Origin of the sequence: Sorangium sp. So ce321 (assembly GCF_051530195.1) — a bacterium.
Taxonomy (GTDB): domain Bacteria; phylum Myxococcota_A; class Polyangia; order Polyangiales; family Polyangiaceae; genus Sorangium.
In genome coordinates this window covers 8,600,310-8,617,024 of the sequence record NZ_CP150329.1, presented here as the reverse complement: position 1 = coordinate 8,617,024, position 16,715 = coordinate 8,600,310, and the positions used below count along the sequence as shown (strand labels likewise).

Annotated in this window: 13 protein-coding genes; 8 read left to right on the top strand and 5 right to left on the bottom strand. The window is 72.2% G+C overall.

Annotated elements, in window-relative coordinates:
* Nucleotides 1–2 precede the first annotated feature (2 nt).
* Both WME89_RS31805 and feoB read left to right on the top strand, forming a co-directional pair.
* Complete coding sequence (locus WME89_RS31805) at nucleotides 3–362, top strand: FeoA family protein (protein WP_437302600.1); 360 nt, start codon at nucleotides 3–5, stop codon at nucleotides 360–362.
* On the top strand, nucleotides 359–2,308 hold the full coding sequence (feoB, locus tag WME89_RS31800; RefSeq protein ID WP_438003428.1) for a ferrous iron transporter B: 1,950 nt from the start codon (nucleotides 359–361) through the stop codon (nucleotides 2,306–2,308). Before WME89_RS31805 ends, feoB begins: the two co-directional genes overlap by 4 nt.
* Before the next feature lie 120 nt (nucleotides 2,309–2,428).
* Here the strand turns inward: feoB and WME89_RS31795 are convergent, their stop codons facing one another.
* The 5 genes from WME89_RS31795 to WME89_RS31775 form a co-directional block, all read right to left on the bottom strand.
* Nucleotides 2,429–4,651, bottom strand: a complete 2,223-nt coding sequence (locus WME89_RS31795; RefSeq protein ID WP_438003427.1) for a cytochrome c peroxidase — start codon at nucleotides 4,649–4,651, stop codon at nucleotides 2,429–2,431.
* A gap of 965 nt (nucleotides 4,652–5,616) precedes the next feature.
* A complete protein-coding gene (locus tag WME89_RS31790; RefSeq protein WP_438003426.1) occupies nucleotides 5,617–6,435 on the bottom strand; it encodes an aminoglycoside N(3)-acetyltransferase in 819 nt (272 codons plus the stop codon).
* Nucleotides 6,436–6,457: 22 nt separating this feature from the next.
* Nucleotides 6,458–8,065, bottom strand: coding sequence for an FAD-dependent monooxygenase (locus WME89_RS31785; protein WP_438003425.1), 1,608 nt, complete (start codon nucleotides 8,063–8,065; stop codon nucleotides 6,458–6,460).
* On the bottom strand, nucleotides 8,066–9,127 hold the full coding sequence (locus tag WME89_RS31780; RefSeq protein ID WP_438003424.1) for a 3-oxoacyl-[acyl-carrier-protein] synthase III C-terminal domain-containing protein: 1,062 nt from the start codon (nucleotides 9,125–9,127) through the stop codon (nucleotides 8,066–8,068).
* Nucleotides 9,128–9,350: 223 nt separating this feature from the next.
* A complete protein-coding gene (locus tag WME89_RS31775; RefSeq protein ID WP_438003423.1) occupies nucleotides 9,351–10,340 on the bottom strand; it encodes an AraC family transcriptional regulator in 990 nt (329 codons plus the stop codon).
* A 71-nt stretch (nucleotides 10,341–10,411) separates the two neighbouring features.
* On the opposite strand from WME89_RS31775, the gene WME89_RS31770 reads away from it, so the two are divergent.
* From WME89_RS31770 to WME89_RS31745, 6 genes are all read left to right on the top strand, one after another.
* A complete protein-coding gene (locus WME89_RS31770) occupies nucleotides 10,412–11,341 on the top strand; it encodes a zinc-binding dehydrogenase (RefSeq protein ID WP_438003422.1) in 930 nt (309 codons plus the stop codon).
* On the top strand, nucleotides 11,338–12,069 hold the full coding sequence (locus tag WME89_RS31765) for an SDR family oxidoreductase (RefSeq protein WP_438003421.1): 732 nt from the start codon (nucleotides 11,338–11,340) through the stop codon (nucleotides 12,067–12,069). Before WME89_RS31770 ends, WME89_RS31765 begins: the two co-directional genes overlap by 4 nt.
* Nucleotides 12,070–12,190: 121 nt before the next feature.
* Complete coding sequence (locus tag WME89_RS31760) at nucleotides 12,191–12,820, top strand: LysE family translocator (protein ID WP_438003420.1); 630 nt, start codon at nucleotides 12,191–12,193, stop codon at nucleotides 12,818–12,820.
* Nucleotides 12,821–13,301: 481 nt separating this feature from the next.
* A complete protein-coding gene (locus WME89_RS31755) occupies nucleotides 13,302–14,264 on the top strand; it encodes a PEGA domain-containing protein (RefSeq protein ID WP_438003419.1) in 963 nt (320 codons plus the stop codon).
* A 378-nt stretch (nucleotides 14,265–14,642) separates the two neighbouring features.
* On the top strand, nucleotides 14,643–15,854 hold the full coding sequence (locus tag WME89_RS31750; protein WP_438003418.1) for a hypothetical protein: 1,212 nt from the start codon (nucleotides 14,643–14,645) through the stop codon (nucleotides 15,852–15,854).
* Between the two features lie 15 nt (nucleotides 15,855–15,869).
* Entirely contained in the window at nucleotides 15,870–16,646 is a 777-nt protein-coding gene (locus tag WME89_RS31745; RefSeq protein WP_438003417.1) for a hypothetical protein, read from the top strand.
* Nucleotides 16,647–16,715 lie beyond the last annotated feature (69 nt).

Sequence of the window (16,715 nt, the reverse complement as noted above, 5' to 3'; positions counted from 1 at the left end):
CTATGGCGATGACCTCGGACGTCTCGTCTCCCAAGAACCCGCTCCTCTCGTCACCGCTGGCTCCGGCGGGCGTGGCCGCCCCGCAACGCGAGGAGCGCGCCGCGACGACCGCGGGCCAGCTCGCGGCCTTGCGCGCCGGCGACCCGGCGCTCGTGGTCGAGGTGAGCCTCGAGGCCGACCTCGCCGGGTGGCTCGAGGCCATGGGGATCGGCCCCGGCCAGACGCTCACGGTGCTGAGGCGGGCCGCGTTCGGCGGCCCCATCCACGTGCGCGCAGGCTCGGGCGGCGAGTTCGCGATCGACGCGGCGCTCGCGCGCTCGATCCTGGTCGCGCCCGTGACCCCGCAGGGGCGACGCGCGTGACCTCCCACTGCGCCGGCGCGCCCCCGGCGCGCCCGGTCCTCCTGCAGGGCAGCGCCGGGCAGCCGCTCGTCGTGCTGCTCGGGCGGCCGAACTCGGGCAAGTCGTCGCTCTTCAACCGCCTGACCGGCGGGAGCGCGCACGTCGGCAACTTCCCCGGCATCACCGTCGACATCCTCACCACCGACGTCCGCCTCTCCGGCGGAGCGGTCGTGACGGTCGCCGATCTGCCCGGGCTCTACTCCATCGAGTCCGTCGTCGACCCTGCGACCGACGAGGGCGTCGCGCGCCGCTTCCTCGACCGCGCCCGCGAGGGCGGGCGCGCGAGCCTCGTGGTCCAGGTGCTGGACGCGACGCAGCTCGCGCTCGGCCTGCGGCTCACGCGCGAGCTCGTGCGGCGCGGGCTCGCGCCGCTCCTCGTGGCCACGCAGCGCGACGTGCTCGAGGGCGAGGGCCGCGCGCTCGATCTCGGCGCCATCGAGCGCGCCGTCGGCCTGCCCGTCCTGCTCGTGAGCGCCAGGGACCCTGGCGCGCGCGGCACCGTCCTCGAGGCGATCCGCGCGCGCCTCACGGCGCCGGCGCCGGGCGCCGAGCCGCCGGTGTGGGACCCGGACGCCGTCGCGCGCGCCGCGTACGTCGACGGCGCCGTCCGCGACGCCGCCGCCGAGCGGAGGCGGACGTTCACCGCGCGCGCGGACGCCGTGCTGCTCCACCCGGTGGCCGGTCCTTTCCTGTTCCTGGCGCTCATGGCGCTCTGCTTCGCCGCCGTGTTCCTTGTCGCCTCCCCGGTCACCGAGGTGCTCGACGCGGCGCTCGGCCAGCTCGGGAGCGCCGTGTCCGGCGCGCTCGGCGGCGGGCTCATCGCCTCGTTCTTCGTGGACGGGCTGCTCGGCGGCGCGGGGACGGTGCTCGCCTTCATGCCGCAGATCGTGATCCTCACCGTCGCGATGGAGCTGCTCGAGGCGAGCGGGTACCTCGCGCGCGGCGCGTTCCTCGTCGACCGGCTGCTCCAGGTGCTCGGTCTGAGCGGCCGGTCGTTCCTCCCCCTCCTGATGGGGCACGCGTGCGCCGTCCCCGCGGTGCACGCGACGCGCATCATCCGCGACCCGCGCGAGCGCCTCACGGCGATCCTCGTGCTGCCGCTGATGACCTGCTCCGCCCGCATCCCTACCTACGCGCTGATCCTGACCACCTTCTTCGCCGCGTACGGCGCGTGGGTGCAGGCGCTGCTCTTCGTCGGGCTCTACTTCTGCGGGATCCTCGCCAGCCTCGTCGCCTCGCTCGCGCTCCGCCGCACGGCGACCCGCGGGCGCTCGCTGCCGCTGGTGCTCGAGATGCCGGCCTACCGCACCCCCCAGCTGGGCTTCATCGCCCGCAAGGCGGCGCAGACAGCGGGGCGGTTCATGCGGGACGTCGGGACCGTGATCCTGGCCGTCTCGGCCGTCCTGTGGGTGCTGCTCCAGGTTCCGATGCCGGGCGCTGTGCCCGCGGAGCCGCCGGCCGCCGCGAGCGAGCGTGCGTCCACCCCGGTCGCGTCGAGCATCGCCGGCGGCGTCGGGCGGTCGCTCGAGCCGATCACCGCCCCGCTCGGCTTCGACTGGCGCATCAACGTCAGCCTCATCGGCTCGTTCGGCGCGCGCGAGGTCATGGTCGGGACGATGGGGATCATCTTCGGCATCGAGGACGCGGAGGACGAGCCGGCGCCCCTCGCGGCGCAGATCCGCGAGGCGAAGCGCCCGGACGGCTCGCCCGCGTACACGATGCGCACGGGCATCGCGCTGCTCGCGTTCTTCGTCCTCGCCTGCCAGTGCATGAGCACCGTGGCGGCGATCCGCCGCGAGACGAAGACGTGGCGCTGGCCGGCGTTCGTCCTCGCCTACAGCTACGCGGCGGCGTACGCCGCCGCGTTCGTCGCCTATCAGGTCAGCGGGCTGCTCGGGCTCCCGTGACCTGTCCGGCCCAGGACCGGGACGGCAGCATGCTCCCGGCGCGAGCCCGCGAAGGGACGCCGCGCGCGGGCGGAGGGGCCGCCCGCGGGCGGAGTGGCTGACCGCGGAGGCGCGCGGCGCTCAGAGCGGGTTGAACGGCTCGAGCCCGGGCAGGTTCTTCGCCCTGCGCCCCTCGGCCCCGACTGCCGAGATCTCCTTGACCTTCTCGCGCGCGCGGCCGGTGCCGTCGTCGACCGCGGTCCACTCGTTCCAGAAGTGGCCGTCGGCGACGAAGAGCTGCGGGTGATCGAACGGCGCCTGCTCGAACCGGACCCGCTCGTCCGTGAGCGCCTCCAGGAACGCCACCAGCGCCTCCTTCTCACCGTCCGTCAGCCCGAGCGGCTGGATGTCCGGATCGAGGTTCGTCCGGTTGGGCCCGAACCCCGTCGTGTCGCCGTCCTCCCTGTCGCGCCGGTTGCCGCCGCGGTTGTAAAATTCAACGACCTGCGCGAGCGTCAGGGCGCTGCCGTTGTGGAAATAGGGGCCTGTCAGCCCGACGTTCCGGAGGGTCGGGACCTTGAAGGCGCCGTCGACCGCGTCGCGCTCGCGCCTGTCGATCGGCGCTCCCGGATGGACCTCGAACGACGCCGGGTCGATGCGGAAGGGATCCGGGACGTCCTCGCCTGCGGCGAGGCGCTCGCCTTGCCGCGTGAACGAGAGCGGATTGCCGAAGGGGTCGAGGCCTCCGACACCCACGTCCTCTTCGGTCGGCCGGACGCCGATGTTGTAGAAGCCGCTGTCGTAGAGCGCGGGGCGGCCGTCCCCCATCCGCATCCGCTCGATCAACCCGCCTTCCTCGGCCTCGTCCTGCAGGTGGGTGGCGGCGCCGGTGAGCTCGGGGCCACGATGGCAGTTGATGCACTTGCCCTTGCCCTCGAAGATCGCGAGCCCCGCGCGCTCCTTGTCGCTCAGCGCGGCGCTGTCCCCGTCGGCGAAGCGGTCGAACCGGGTGTCGTCGGACACGAGCGTGGCCTCGTAGAGCTGGATGGCGATGCCCCAGAACAGCGAGAAGTTCGCCTCCACGAGGGGCCGGTCGTCGACGCGCTGGTCCGGGCACCAGTACGCGTCCGTGAAGGCCCCCTCGATGAGCTCCCGATAGGAAGGCGCGAGCCCCTTTCCGCTCGGATGGCGCAGCGCTCCGAGGACGCTGTCGGTGGGGTCCACGCCCTGACCTGCGAGCGGCCTCAGCTTCAACAGCTTCCTGCCGATGTCGGGGAACGTCCTGCCCTCGCACGACATCTCGAAGGGGCTGAGCGGCGGGCCGACCGCCTGCGACGCGAGGCTCGCGTTGTCCAGGTCGACCTCCTCGCGGACCAGCACGCCGTCGCGCAGGGCGTGGACGGCGGCGTCCGGGTCTCGCCTGCCGAAGGGGTTCACTCCGTTGAAATGGTTGTTCGCGCGTCCGTCCCAAAAATTGCGGTAGTTGAACGCGGCGTTGATCACCGTGGGCGTATGCCGCGGCTCGACGCGCCGCACGTTCAGCCCTTGCACCTGGAAGATGTCCGGCAGCAGCGTGCAGTCGTCCTTCGCGTCCCCGCGCACGACGGCGTTGAACCGGGCGTGGAACACGCCTTGTGAAGAGACGACGTCATCGGTCTGGAACAGGACGTCCGACTCGCGGTCATCCGGGTCGGCGAGGCGGAAGAGCGGCCAGTCGCTCGCCTGGAGCGCGAAGTTCGGTCCACCCCTCGAGCCCGACGCCAGGGAGTCGAACCGCTCGCGCCGCTCGGGGTCCACGTGGATGAGCCCGGGGCTGAGCTGGTTTCTCTTGCGGTGATCCGCGCCCGCGTGGAAGTGGCATGTCGCGCACGCCACGCCGTCGCTGCCCGCCTGCATGTCCCAGAAGAGCGCCTTCCCGAGCGCGACGGCCTTCTCCCGGTCCTTGACGTAGTGAGACAGGTTGGCCGGCTCCGGGACGCGGACGCCCCGGAGCGAGCCGATGGTCGGCGGCGGATCGTTCGGCGCGGGCGTCTCGCCGTCGTCCGGCGAATACGACGGCGGCGGCTCGCCGCTCCCGGGCGCAACAGGCGGCGATGACCCGCCCGCCGCGAGCGACGAGCCCGGTCCGGGATCTGCGCCTCCCGAGCCCTGAGGCCCCTGTCCCGCCGAGCCCTGAGGCCCCTGTCCCGCCGAGCCCTGAGGCCCCTGTCCCGCCGAGCCCTGAGGCTCGCTTCCCCCCGAGCCCTCGGGCTCGAAGTGCCCCTCCGAGCAGCCGGCGGTCATCGACAAGCCCATCAGGGTGCCGGCGATCATCGCTCCGAGCCCGCGCGTGCGCGGGCCGCCAGAACAAGCTCTAGCGATCACGAGGAAACCTCCTTCGCTGCTGCGCGAGTGAATGCCAGGCGGAGCGGACCGGCGCCCTCGCGCGACGGCGCGAGTCGCGGGCCTGTTCGTCCGTCCGGCGATGAGCGGATCTCGCGAGCCTCGACGCTCGACGGCGCTCCGCCCCTCGTCGTTCGAGTTCCTTCAGTTCATCCGAGCCTCAGAGAGACACCGCGTGTCCAGGGCGCGCATCGACGTCTCTTCTCGCCACGGCGATCTCCTCGCGTCGCGAGAGCGCACCGGCCCGCGCGATGGATGCGCGGGACAGGACGGCCTCTGTCGAGGACCGTGCGAGGAGGGGTGACGAGGCAAGACGTATCCCCTCATCGCCCCGGCGCCGCGCCGAGCAGGGTCAGCCGTGCGCGCCGCCGAAACCCTGACCCATCCACCGGCCCGCGGCAATGTCGTCGATGCCGCATCGCAGGCAGGAGCGACCCGAGCGCGGAGCGCCTGGCGATCGAGGTCAAGGCGAGATGGCTGGACTGCCCTCTTCGAGGAGGCCTTGAAGGAACGGGAAGGACGCCGCGCGAGCGACGGTGTCCGCGTTCGCGACGGCGCGGCGTCGCGCGGCCGATCCAGGATGGAGCGCCGCCGTCCGCGACGGCGGCGCGACCCGACCCAGGGTGGGGCTGAACTGCGCAGGCCCGGTGAGGTGCCGGGGTGGGACGCGGCCGGCGTCTCACCGGCACCCCATCCGCCGTGTACTGGGGACGTGCCCTGGCCTCGGATCGATCCGGATCGCCCGACTACTGGAAGCGGACCGCGAGCGGCTCGGGGCAAAGCTCCGCGCTGCACGAGGTCGGAGGGGGCAAGGTCCCCCTGCACCCGTACTCGGGCGAGACGGTGTCGGCGGCGCTCGTGTTCCTTTGCGATCAAGCCTGCGCACAGAACCTCGTGTGGATTCGCTCGCCTCGCCGGGGGCGCGTGCCCCGAGGCTCGCGGCGACCCTACCTGCGATGGCGCTGCATCCACCCGATCCCGTAGTCGACCAGAGCTCGCTGCGGCATCAGCAGTGCGGTCGCCGCGCCGACGCGGCCGCGGCGCTCCAGGCCCGTATCCCTCGCGAAATCGGCGCCGATCCGGTCGAAATCCCCGTCGTCGGTCGCGATGTCCTCGAAGGCGACCCGCTGGCGCGCCCCGTCGACGAGGATGGGCGCGTGCTGCACCACGACCCGCTTGCCCGGGAAGTCGGCGCGGTGCTCGGCCAGGTGGAGCGAGGTGTTGTTGCCGTGGCCGACGCCGAGCAGCAGCACCCAGCCGTCGAGCTCGTGGATGCGCGCCAGCGGCGATCCTTCGCCGAGGTCGTAAGCGAGGCTGTGGTTCGCCGTCACCCTCTCTGCATGCCGGCCCCAGGCGGCGAACGACGTCAGCGGGTGCGCGCTGCGGCGCACCCCGCGCTGCTTGCGGAACGTCTCGGGGATCACGCCCATCTGCCGCGTGGGCGTGAGGTCCGGGTCGTAGGCCGGCATGGTCTGCCGGATCGGCTCCCACCACGCCTCGGGCACCGGAGGAGCCTGCCACAGCGCCGGGTCGGAGAGGCCGGCCGAATGGGTCGGCATCACCAGCGTGCCCTCGGAGGTCAGTATCTCTTCGAGCGCCAGGATCACCGCGACTGGCCCGCCCGAGACCCAGCCGAGCTTGCTCAGCGACGAGTGGACCAGCAGCGTCATGCCGGGCTGGACGCCCAGCGCCGCGAGCTCCTCGACCAGCGACGGGAGGGTGACGAGCGCGTCCGGGCGGTGCTGGATGACCTCTTCTTCGCTCATGGCATCACGTGAGTCGCCCCCCCTACGTCAGGAAGACGCGGCGCAGGTATCCGCGCAGCTTGCCGCGATCCGCAGGCAGGTTGCGGTAGCCGATGTAGCCGTCCGGCCGTATCAGGTACAGGCACTCTGAGCGCGCCCCGTAGCGGCGGTGCAACGCGCGGTCCGCGTCCAGCACCACACGGTGCGGAGCGCCCGACAGCGCCGCGGGGCGTTCGGCCGCCGGCACCACCAGGACCGGCTCTACCACGTCGCCGTGGCGCTGCCCGATCTCCTCCGCGAGGTCCACCAGCCTGCCCTCCGTGAACAGCAGCAGCGTGTGGCGCGGACCGCGCGAGAGCGGCGCCGCGTCCGGCGCGCGATCCCCGGCCGCCAGTCCTGGCGTGCCCCGCGATGCCGGCCAGTCCTCGGCGCATAGCGAGCTGCCGCGGTAGTTGCGGGTGAGCATGCCCAGCGCAGGCCCGGCCCGTCTTTTCAGCTGCGGCCTGCTGGTGATGAAGGAGATGGCTCCATCGCGCAGCGCGCAGCCGAGGGGGTGGCGCAGCGCGGACAAGGTCCGGATGGCCAGGGTGGTGCCGTGGGTGCTGCGCAGCGTCTCTGCGGCCAGCGGCCGGCGTTCGGCAGCGTAGGAGTCGAGCAGCTCCGGCCGGCCGACGCCGCGAATCACCAGCGCCAGCTTCCAGGCGAGGTTGTAGGCGTCCTGGATTCCCAGGCTGATGCCCTGGCCGCCGAACGGGCTGTGTACGTGCGCCGCGTCTCCGGCCAGAAACACCCGCCCACTGCGGTAGCGATCGACCATGCGGCAGTGAATCCGGAAGGTGTCGATCCAGGCCGGATCGCGGACGGTCACGCCGGCCGGCCCGCGCGCCGCGGCCTGCGCCTGGAGGTTCTCCAGCGTCGCTTCGCGGCTGATGCCGTCGCCCGGACGCAGCAGGAAGACCAGGCGGTAGTGTCCGTCGGCGGCCAGGGGCAACGCCGCCATGAAGCCGGGCGGGCCGAGAAAGAAGATGTTCTGGTCCGCCGGGGGCTGGAAGTGGGCGGGCCAGGTCAGGCGTACGTCGGCATGCAGCCCTTGTTCTTCGTAGGTCGTGCCCGTGAACGGGAGCCCGAGGACATTGCGCACCTCGCTGCGGGCGCCGTCGCAGGCGATGAGCCACGGGACACGCAGCGTCTCCTGCGCCCCGTCTCCGAGCCGCAGCCGCGCGGTGACGCCGTCTGCGTCCTGCTCCAGGCCCTCGAACCGCACCCGGCGCTCGACCTGGATCCCGAGGCGCAGCAGGTGCTCCGCCAGCATCTGCTCGGTGTCGCCCTGCGCGATGCCCAGCTCGAACGAGTAAGGGGTGTCCATCCCCTCGAAGGTGATGTGCGCCACGCGGCGTGTCCCGGAGTGCCAGCTCAGCCCGACGAGCCGCCGGCCGCGCCGCAGCGCCTCGTCGATGACACCCATGGATTCGAAGATCTCGAGGGTGCGGGCGTGAACCGACACCGCCTTCGACCTGCTCGACGCACCCTCGCCCTGATCGACGATGCGGCAGGGGATGCCGTGGCGAGAGAGCTCCGCGGCCATGACCAGGCCAACTGGACCAGCGCCCACGACCAGGACGGCTGGGGTCTCGCACCTGTTCAGATCCATCTACGCGACCCGCGCCTCGGCGGGTGGAAACAGGATTCCGGCGCTGCCGCTGAAGCTCAGCCCGAACGACACGAGCAGCATGGGACCTCGCGCCCGCGGGAGCGCATCGGCGAGCATGAAGCCCAGCGAGGCCCCGGTGAGGTTGCCATACCGGGCCAGGACCTCGTACGAGGAGGCGACCTGCTGGCCGCCGCAGCCGAGCTGCAGTCTGCCGCAGATTCCATCGAGGATCTTGCGGCTGCCTGTGTGGATCAGGACCTGGTCGGCCTCGTCCGCGGCGCGGATCGGGCATCCGGGGTGGGCGAGCAGCCGTTGCACCGTGTCGAGCGCGTAGAAGGTGCCGCGCTCGGTGATCCCTGGTCCGAGCTTGTACACCGGCCGCCCCTGGATGGCCGGCATGTCGCTGCCGGCGCCCACGATGTGGCCGAGCTCGGCGTCCAGGGGCTGGTCGTTGGTCAGATGCGTTGTCGGTCCGAACGCCGCACCGGGGCCGTCGGCCTGCAACAGCAGCGCGACCGCCCCGTCGGCGAACAGGAAGCCATGGAGCACATCGACGGTCCGCTGCACCTCGTCCGGGGCGCGCGCCTCCTTGAAGGAGAGATAGCGCGGCGCGGTCAGCGGCTGCGACATGGCGGTGGTCGACTCCATGCAGACGATCAGCACCCGCCGCTCCGGGTTCGCCTGCAAGTACCACCGCGCTGCATCGACGGCCTTGAGCAAGGGCGAGCAACCCTGCCCCTGGAGGCTCAGGTTCATGGCCTCGCGCGGCAGCTCCGCCATCTGCGCGAACAGGTCGGAGACCAGCCCCGGCACCAGCCGCGACGGGGTGTTGGTGGCGGCGATCACCAGCCCCAGCTCCGTCGCATCGCACCGCGCCTTGGCCAGACAGCCGCGCGCCGCGCGGACGGCCATCTCCGTGCCGCGGACGGAATACTCGGGTGTCGCGCCTTCAAACAGAACCTGCGGATAGTTGGACAGGATTGAATGGCGCTGCTCGACCCCCAGGCGCCGCAGCATCGCTTGCAGATCCGGAGAGAGCTTGCCGCCGCTCGCGTCCAGCAAGCAGTCCGTGGTGTAGGAAGGCTCGGGGAGGAAGGTCGCGATCGCGCCGATTGTGATGTTCATCTATGCGTTTTCCTTGCCACGTCCCGTTGCGAGCGCATCGAATCTCATCGCTATCCGCAGGCCACGATGAACCATCTCATGGCATCGTCGTGCTTTGCAAGCGCCCGTCTCGTGAGTGGAAGACAGGCTTGTTTCACAGGGCATGTCCGTGGTATTTCCGTCAGCGATCCACGGCGCGCGCGGCCCGAGCCTCCTCGTCGCGGCCCTGCCGCCGCAAGGCGCTCGGCGGCACGCCCGAGAACCGCTTGAAGGCGCGGCTGAAGGCCGCCTCGGAGTCGTAACCGAGCCGCACGGCCGCCTCGGCGACGGTCACGCGGTCGTCGCGCAGCCAGCCGCTCGCGACGTGCATGCGCCAGCGGGCGAGGTAGCGCGCCGGCGGCACGCCGACCACCGCCGCGAAGCGCTCCGAGAAGATCGAGCGCGACATCCTCGCTACATCGGCGAGCGACTCCACCGACCACGGCTCGCCCGGGCGCCGGTGGATCGCGGCGAGCGCGCGGCCGATCTGCGGGTCTCGTATCGCGGCGAGCCAGCCCTCCGTGTCCTCCGTGCGCGACTCGACCCACGCGCGGACGACCCGCGTGATCACCACGTCGGCGAGGCGCGTCATCACCGTCGCGGCGCCGACGCGGCGCCTGAGCACCTCGTCCGCCATGGCGTCGAGGAGCACCGGCAGCAGCGCGTCCTCGGCGCCGCCGCCCCGCACGAGGAGCAGCGGCGGCATGAGCTCGAGGAGCGGATTCACCGCAGGCTGGGCGAACCCCACGCTGCAGCAAACGAGGACCGTCCGCGCGCCCGCGCCGCCGGCGCGCATCTCGTAGGTGCGGTCGCCGATCTCCTCGAGCGGCATCTCCTCGAGCGGCTTCACGCGCCCGCGCGCCTTGTCCGCGATCGCGTGGCCCGTCCCGTGCGGCAGGAGGGCGACGTCGCCGGCGTGGAGCTCCAGCCACCCGCGCTTCGGCGCGCGCAGCCAGCAGACGCCCGAGACGACGAAATGGAACCGCGCCTGCGCCACCGGCGGGAGGTCGATGCCCCACGGGCGCTTCAGCTCGCAGCGGCCATAGGTCCCCTCCGAGAGCCGGAGGTCCTGGAGCACCTCGCTCAGCGCGTCGGGGGAGAGCGCCTCCGGGTCGGACGAACGGTCAAGCATTGGCGACAAACTAGCATGGAACGCCCGCCGCGCCGGCCGCACGCTGCGGCGCAGGAGGCATGAAGAACACCATGCGTGCACTTGTCCACGATCCCAGCCAGCCACGCGGCCTTCGCGCCGCGGAGGTGCCGCCCCCGGTCCCGGCGCCGTCGCAGGCGCTCATCGAGGTCCACGCCGTATCGCTGAACTTCGGCGAGGTCGCGTTCCTCTCCGACCTGCGCAAGCCCGGCGAGGTGCCGGGGTGGGACGCCGCCGGCGTCGTGGTCCGCGCGGCCGCCGACGGCTCCGGGCCCAAGGAGGGGGCGCGCGTCGCGTCGTTCGCCTATAGCGGCGGCGCGTGGGCCGAGCTGCGCGCCGTCGACACGTCCGACCTCGGCGTCGTCCCGGATGCGGTCGATCTCGGCGCGGCCAGCACGATCCCGGTGGCGGGCGTCACGGCGCTGCGCGCGCTGCGCGCCCTCGGGCCGGTGGTGGGGCGCCGCGTCCTCGTCACGGGCGCCTCGGGCGGCGTCGGCCGCTACGCCGTCCAGCTCGCGCGCCGCGCCGGCGCGCACGTCGTGGCCGCGGTCGGGAGCGCCGCGCGCGGCGAGGGGCTGCGCGCGCTCGGCGCCGACGAGGTCGTCGTCGGCCTGGACGCGGTGAAGGAGCCCGTCTTCGGCGTGCTCGACAACGTCGGCGGCGCGCAGCTCGCCCGGGCGCTGAGCCTCGTGGAGCGCGGCGGCTCGGTGCAGAGCATCGGCATGGCGTCGGGCGAGCCGAGCACCATCGACTTCGAGCAGGAGCGGCGGCGCGGCGGGGACCGGCGCGTCGAGGTCTTCGTCGTGGGCGCCGGCTTCGGGCCGGACATCACCTACCTTGCCTCGCTGCTCGAGCGGCGAGAGCTCGACCCGCAGATCGGCTTTCGTGGCGGCTTCGAGCGCGCGGCGGAGGCGGCCCAGGCGCTGCTCGACCGGCGGGTGGCGGGCAAGGCGGTGCTGGAGCTCCGGAGGGAAGGGCGATGAGCGAGCTATCGAGTCAGTTATCGGGTCAGACCGTGGCCGTCGTCGGCGCGAGCTCGGGGATCGGGCTCGCCACGGCGCGGGCGGCGGCGGCGCGGGGCGCCCGCGTGATCCTGCTCAGCCGGTCGCAGGCGAGGCTCGACGAGGCCGCGGCGAGCGTCACCGGGGGGACGGCCCGCGCGGTCGCCATGGACATGCTGGACGCCGCCGCCGTCGATCGTGTGATGGCGTCGATCGGGGGCATCGATCATCTGGTGCTCACCGCGGTCGCGGACGAGCTGGCGAGCCGCGCGCCGATAAGGGCGCTGACCGCCGAGCAGGTCGAGCGCAGCTTCGACAAGCTGCGCGGGTTCGTGAACGTGCTGCGCGCGGCCGCGCCGCTCCTCCGCGAGCGCGGCTCGGTCACGCTCGTGGCCGGCGCCTCGGCGGAGAGGCCGCCGCGAGAGGGGTTCTCGGTCCTCGCCGCCGCGAGCGGGTCGCTCCTGAGCTTCGGGAAGGCGCTGGCGCTGGAGCTCGCCCCGATCCGCGTCAACGTGCTGATGGCGGGCGTCGTCGACACGGCCATTCACGCCGGGCGGCGCGAGCAGATGAAGGCCTGGGCCGAGAAGGACCTTCCCGTACATCGCTTCGGCCAGCCGGAGGACATCGCCCATGCCATCGAGTTCCTGATGACCAACCCGTACATGACCGGCCACACGCTCACCGTCGACGGCGGCTTCGTCGCGATCTGAGGAGACCATGGCAGCGAGCAACCAGCAGGGATGAGCGAGGCATCGCCGGCTCGACCTCCGGCCCCGAGCTCGCGCGGCGAGGCCTGGCCGGCGGAGCGTCGAGCGGGTACACAGGTCCCGCATGAGCTCGACCCTCCTTGCCTTCTGCGGCGCCGCCCTGGTGCTGGCCATGATCCCGGGGCCGAGCACCGCCGTCATCGTGCGGCAGGCCCTGCGCGGCGGGCGCCGCGCCGCGCTCGCGACCATCGCCGCGAACGAGCTGGGACTCCTCTTCTGGGCCTCCGTCGCGGCGCTCGGGGCCACTGCGCTCGTCGCGGCCTCCGAGGTCGCCTATGACGCGCTCCGCCTCGCCGGCGCGGCCGTCCTCATCGTGCTCGGCGTTCAGTCCATCCTCGGGCGGCGTCGGGCCGGCGCCGGCGGCGCGGGGTCGGGAGCTCGGGAGCCCGCTGCCGGCGGGTGGAGCGCCTTCCGCATCGGCCTCCTCACCATCCTGGCGAACCCCAAGGCGGCGGTGTTCGCCGCGTCCTTCCTGCCGCAGTTCGTGCCGACCGGCGCGCCGACGCTGCCGGCGCTGCTCCTTCTCTCGCTTGTGTGGGTCGCCGTGGACACCGCCTGGTACCTGGCGCTCGTCCTGCTCCTCGGCCGGCTCCAGGCGGCCATGGCCGGCGATCGCGTGCGCCGGACGCTCGAGGCGGTCTCCGGCACGATCCTCGTGGCGCTCGGCGTGCGGATGGTCCTGGAGCGTCCCTGAGGAGCGCTGCCGCTCCCTCGGCCGAACCGCTCAGCATCGCCGATGCGGTTCGGCTTGCGCGCGAAGGCCGGGACCTGGCGGTTTGACCTCGAAGACGGGTTCGTTGTGGTTGATTCTGCCGGTCGCGTTGAGAATTTTGTGCGCTCGATCGGAATGAGTTCTCGGAGGATTCGGCGCGCGGTGGATGCGACAGACGCATGACCGTGCGATGAGGAGGTGCTATCGGTGACGAATGAAACGACGCCGCGCCGGGGAATCAGGTCCCCTCGATGACGCGAGGCGACCCGTGGGGGGTTCTATCCTGCGAGAGTGCTTGTCCCAAGCAGGGGTCACGCCATCGTGCGTGACGGCGCTGTTGTTTCTTGCTGCAAGCCTGGCTTTCGCCGCGCCGAGCCGTGCTGACTCACCTCGGCGCGACGATGGCGGGCCTCCGGCGAAGGCGCAGGGCAAGCCCAACATCGATGTCCAGGCGCTGATCCGCGTGGGAGACATCGCCCGCGACCAGGGAAGATGGGAGCGGGCAGAAGAGGCCTATTTCATCGCGTACAGGCTCGGCGCAGGCGGTAGGATCCGCTGCGAATGGGGAATGGCGCTGCTCGCCCTCCAGCGGCACGTCGATGCCGCCATGGCCATCGACCGGTGCCTCAAGGATCCGGGCGCGGGAACAGCCGCGCAGCGGCGCCGTTACGCGGATGGCCTCGAGAGAGCCCGGCGCGAGGTGGGCCAGATCGACTTCGACTTGAGCCATCACGGCGCGCTGGTCACGATCAGCGGGGAGGTCCGGGACAGGGACGCGTCGACAAGCGGCTACACGTACGTCGAGCCCGGCGCGCACACGATCAAGGCCACGCTCCCTGGCTTCCTCGATGCCGAGCAAACCGTCCAGGTGGAGAAGGGGAAGGCTGTCCAGGTCGCGCTCCAGTTCGTCGAGAAGCCCAAGGAGGCGCCGCCGCCCGCTCGGGCCTCGGCCATGCCCGCGACCCCCAAGAAGGCCGTGGCCAGGCCACCGGCCAAGCCCTTGGCCCAACCGGCTCCGCCCGGGCCATTCGATGGGATGGCGGGCTCGCAGCGGATTTGCGGGATCGGCGTCACCGCGCTCGCGCTCACCGGCGGCCTCGTCGCCTCGTCGCTCGCGGCGCAGTACGCCGAAGAGGCGGAGCGGCGCGCCGCGCCGCTCCTGCGGAACAACGGCAACAGCCGCTCGATCTGCGCATCGCCATCGCCCGAGAACGCCCCGGCGTGCGCTGAGATCAACGATCTCTACGATGCGCACGAGGTGGGCCGGGACGTCGCGACAGGCTTCTTCATCGGCGCGGGTGTCGTCGGCGCCGCGACGATCGGCTCGTTCATCGTCCATGGCATCGAGCGGAGCCGGCGTCCCGTGCGTGTGGTGCCGATGATCGCCGGCGATCAGGCCGGCATCTCGTTCAGCGGGGTGTGGTAGGTGACCTCGATGTCGCGACCCCTCCAGCGCACGCGCTCGTGGCGCTCTGCCGTCGCGGAGGCCGTTGTCCTGAGCCTGGCCTCTTGCGCCCTCGGCGCCGGGTGCGCGGAGGTCCCCTGCGGGCCTCGCCTGCGCTGTGAGCCGCCGGTCGAGGAGGCACGGCCCGACAAGGAATCGCCTTGTCCCGACGAACCCTACGAAAACCTCGTTGCGACGGACGAGTGCGGCGTCTTCGTCAGCTCGAGCCTTGGCCACGATCAGAACGGGGGGACGCGCGAAGCTCCCGTCAAGACGATCGCGAGGGCCATCGAGCTCTTGGCCCAGGAACCCCAGAGGCGTCCGAGGGTGCATGCCTGTGCCGAACGTTTCTCCGAGGCCGTGCGCGTCCGCGGGACCCTGGAGATCTGGGGTGGGTTCGAGTGCAATCGGGGGTGGCGCCACGGTGGCGGAGAGAACAACACCGTGATCGAGCCCGAGCCGGACGAAACACCGCTCACGTTCGAAGCCGATGCCACGGCAACGGCCTTCGATCTGGAGGCACGGTCGGCGCCGGCCACGGCGCCGGGCGGCTCCTCGATCGCGGCGATCGCGCTGGAGGGCGCTGAGGTCACCCTGCACCGCGGCGAGCTGATCGCGGGCGATGGCGCGCGGGGCCGCGACGGTGCGTCTGGCGATCCGAAGAACGAGCCGGCCGGGGCGGGGCGCCACGGACGATTCGGGCAGGACGCGTGCACCGGCGACGTCGTGCCCGGCGGTGACCAGGTGGTGCAGACCGGCTGTGGGCTAGGGGACTCGATCGGGGGGCGAGGCGGGGATGGAACGGTCGACCACGGAGCGCCCGGCGGCGACGGCGAGCTGATGCCGATCCCGAACCCCGGCGGCTTTGGCCTCGGTGGCCAGGGGGCGACCCGCACCGACGGTTGCTTGGACGGGCGTACCGGCGCGGATGGGCTCGACGGCGCGCACGGGCTGGGCGCGCGCGGCCTGGGCGCGTTCAGCCCGCGAGGGCACTACCTCGGGGTGAACGGCGGCGACGGCGGCGACGCGTTCCCCGGGCAGGGGGGCGGCGGCGGGGGCGGCACGCGGGCCGGCGCGATGTTCTGCGGCACCCCGCGCAAGGCCGGCGGCGCGGGCGGCGGCTCCGGCGGCTCGGGAGGCTGCGGCGGGTACGGCGGGCACGGCGGTGGCCATGGGGGCGCGAGCATCGGCCTCGTGATCCTGAGCGCGCGCGTGGAGCTCCACGGCACCGGGATCACAGCCGCGCGAGGCGGCGATGGCGGCCATGGCGGCGTCTTCCAGATCGGCGGGGCGCCGGGGCTCGGGGCGCCGGGCGGGCAGGGCTTCGGCGGCTCGCCTTTCGGGTGCTCCGGCGGCGATGGCGGCAAAGGGGGCAACGGCGGGCACGGCGGCGGAGGGCAGGGCGGGCCCTCGATCGCCGTCGCCGTGGTAGGAGCCTCGCTCCCGGTGGCGATGGAGGCTGAGCTCAAGGCGGGAACGGGTGGCAAGGGCGGGCTTGGGGCGAGCCCGAGCGTAGCTGGGTCCGCCGGCGACGATGGGCTGGCCCTCGACGTGGCCGGCTTTCCCCAGTGAGCCGAGGAGGAACGGATGCAGCGGTTGAAGCTCGTTGGAATCGCGATGGTCGCGCTCGCGGCGGTCTCCTGCGGCGATGACGGGGGCGATCACCCCCCCATCCCCGTCGATGTCGCGGAGCTGCTCGCGCGAGCCGGGCACAGCAGGAACGATCACAGCTTGGCTTCGGGCCTTTGGGAGCGTGGCCTCCTGTGCAAGGACGACCTCTGGCTCGCTGAGGTCTACTGGCCCCCGCTCGGACCGCCGCGGCTCGATCGCATCGTGTTCGTCGCATGGGACATGCCCGCTGGCACGCTCAGAGGCTGGGAGCTCGTGCGGAACGAGGCGGATCGCCGCTACTGGTCCGTGGCGCTGTCCGCCGAGGAGGTGGGCTTCGGTTGCGAGGAGCGCTACACGACGAGCTTCTTTCTCCTGGCGAGCTGGCCGGACAACAACACCTCTCGAGCGATTGGCCTCGATCGAGCCGCTCAACTGGCCCTCCAGGAGGACATTTTCTCTGACGACGCTGTCCTGGTCAACCATCACACCTTGATCGACGTCGAGAGGGCCAGCGTGCCGGTGCCGGACACGGCGACCTATTACCTGCAGAATCTGTTCACGGGCGCCACATTCAGCATCGACGTTCCAACCGAGGGCGACGGTTCTCCGGATTATGTGACTCAGCTCGAGGTCGATTACGGCGAGCTCGGCCTTGGTGCGATGACCGATGTGGCGACCGGCGTCGTGTACAAGCGCGAGGGCGTGGAGCTGACGAACCATTGCCTTACCGTGACGGACACTACGCTCCCGTAGCTCGCGCTTGGGCTGTTCGACGGCGGACACCGGCGACGTGGCCGCGCTTTCCAATGGAGCGGTCGCGGT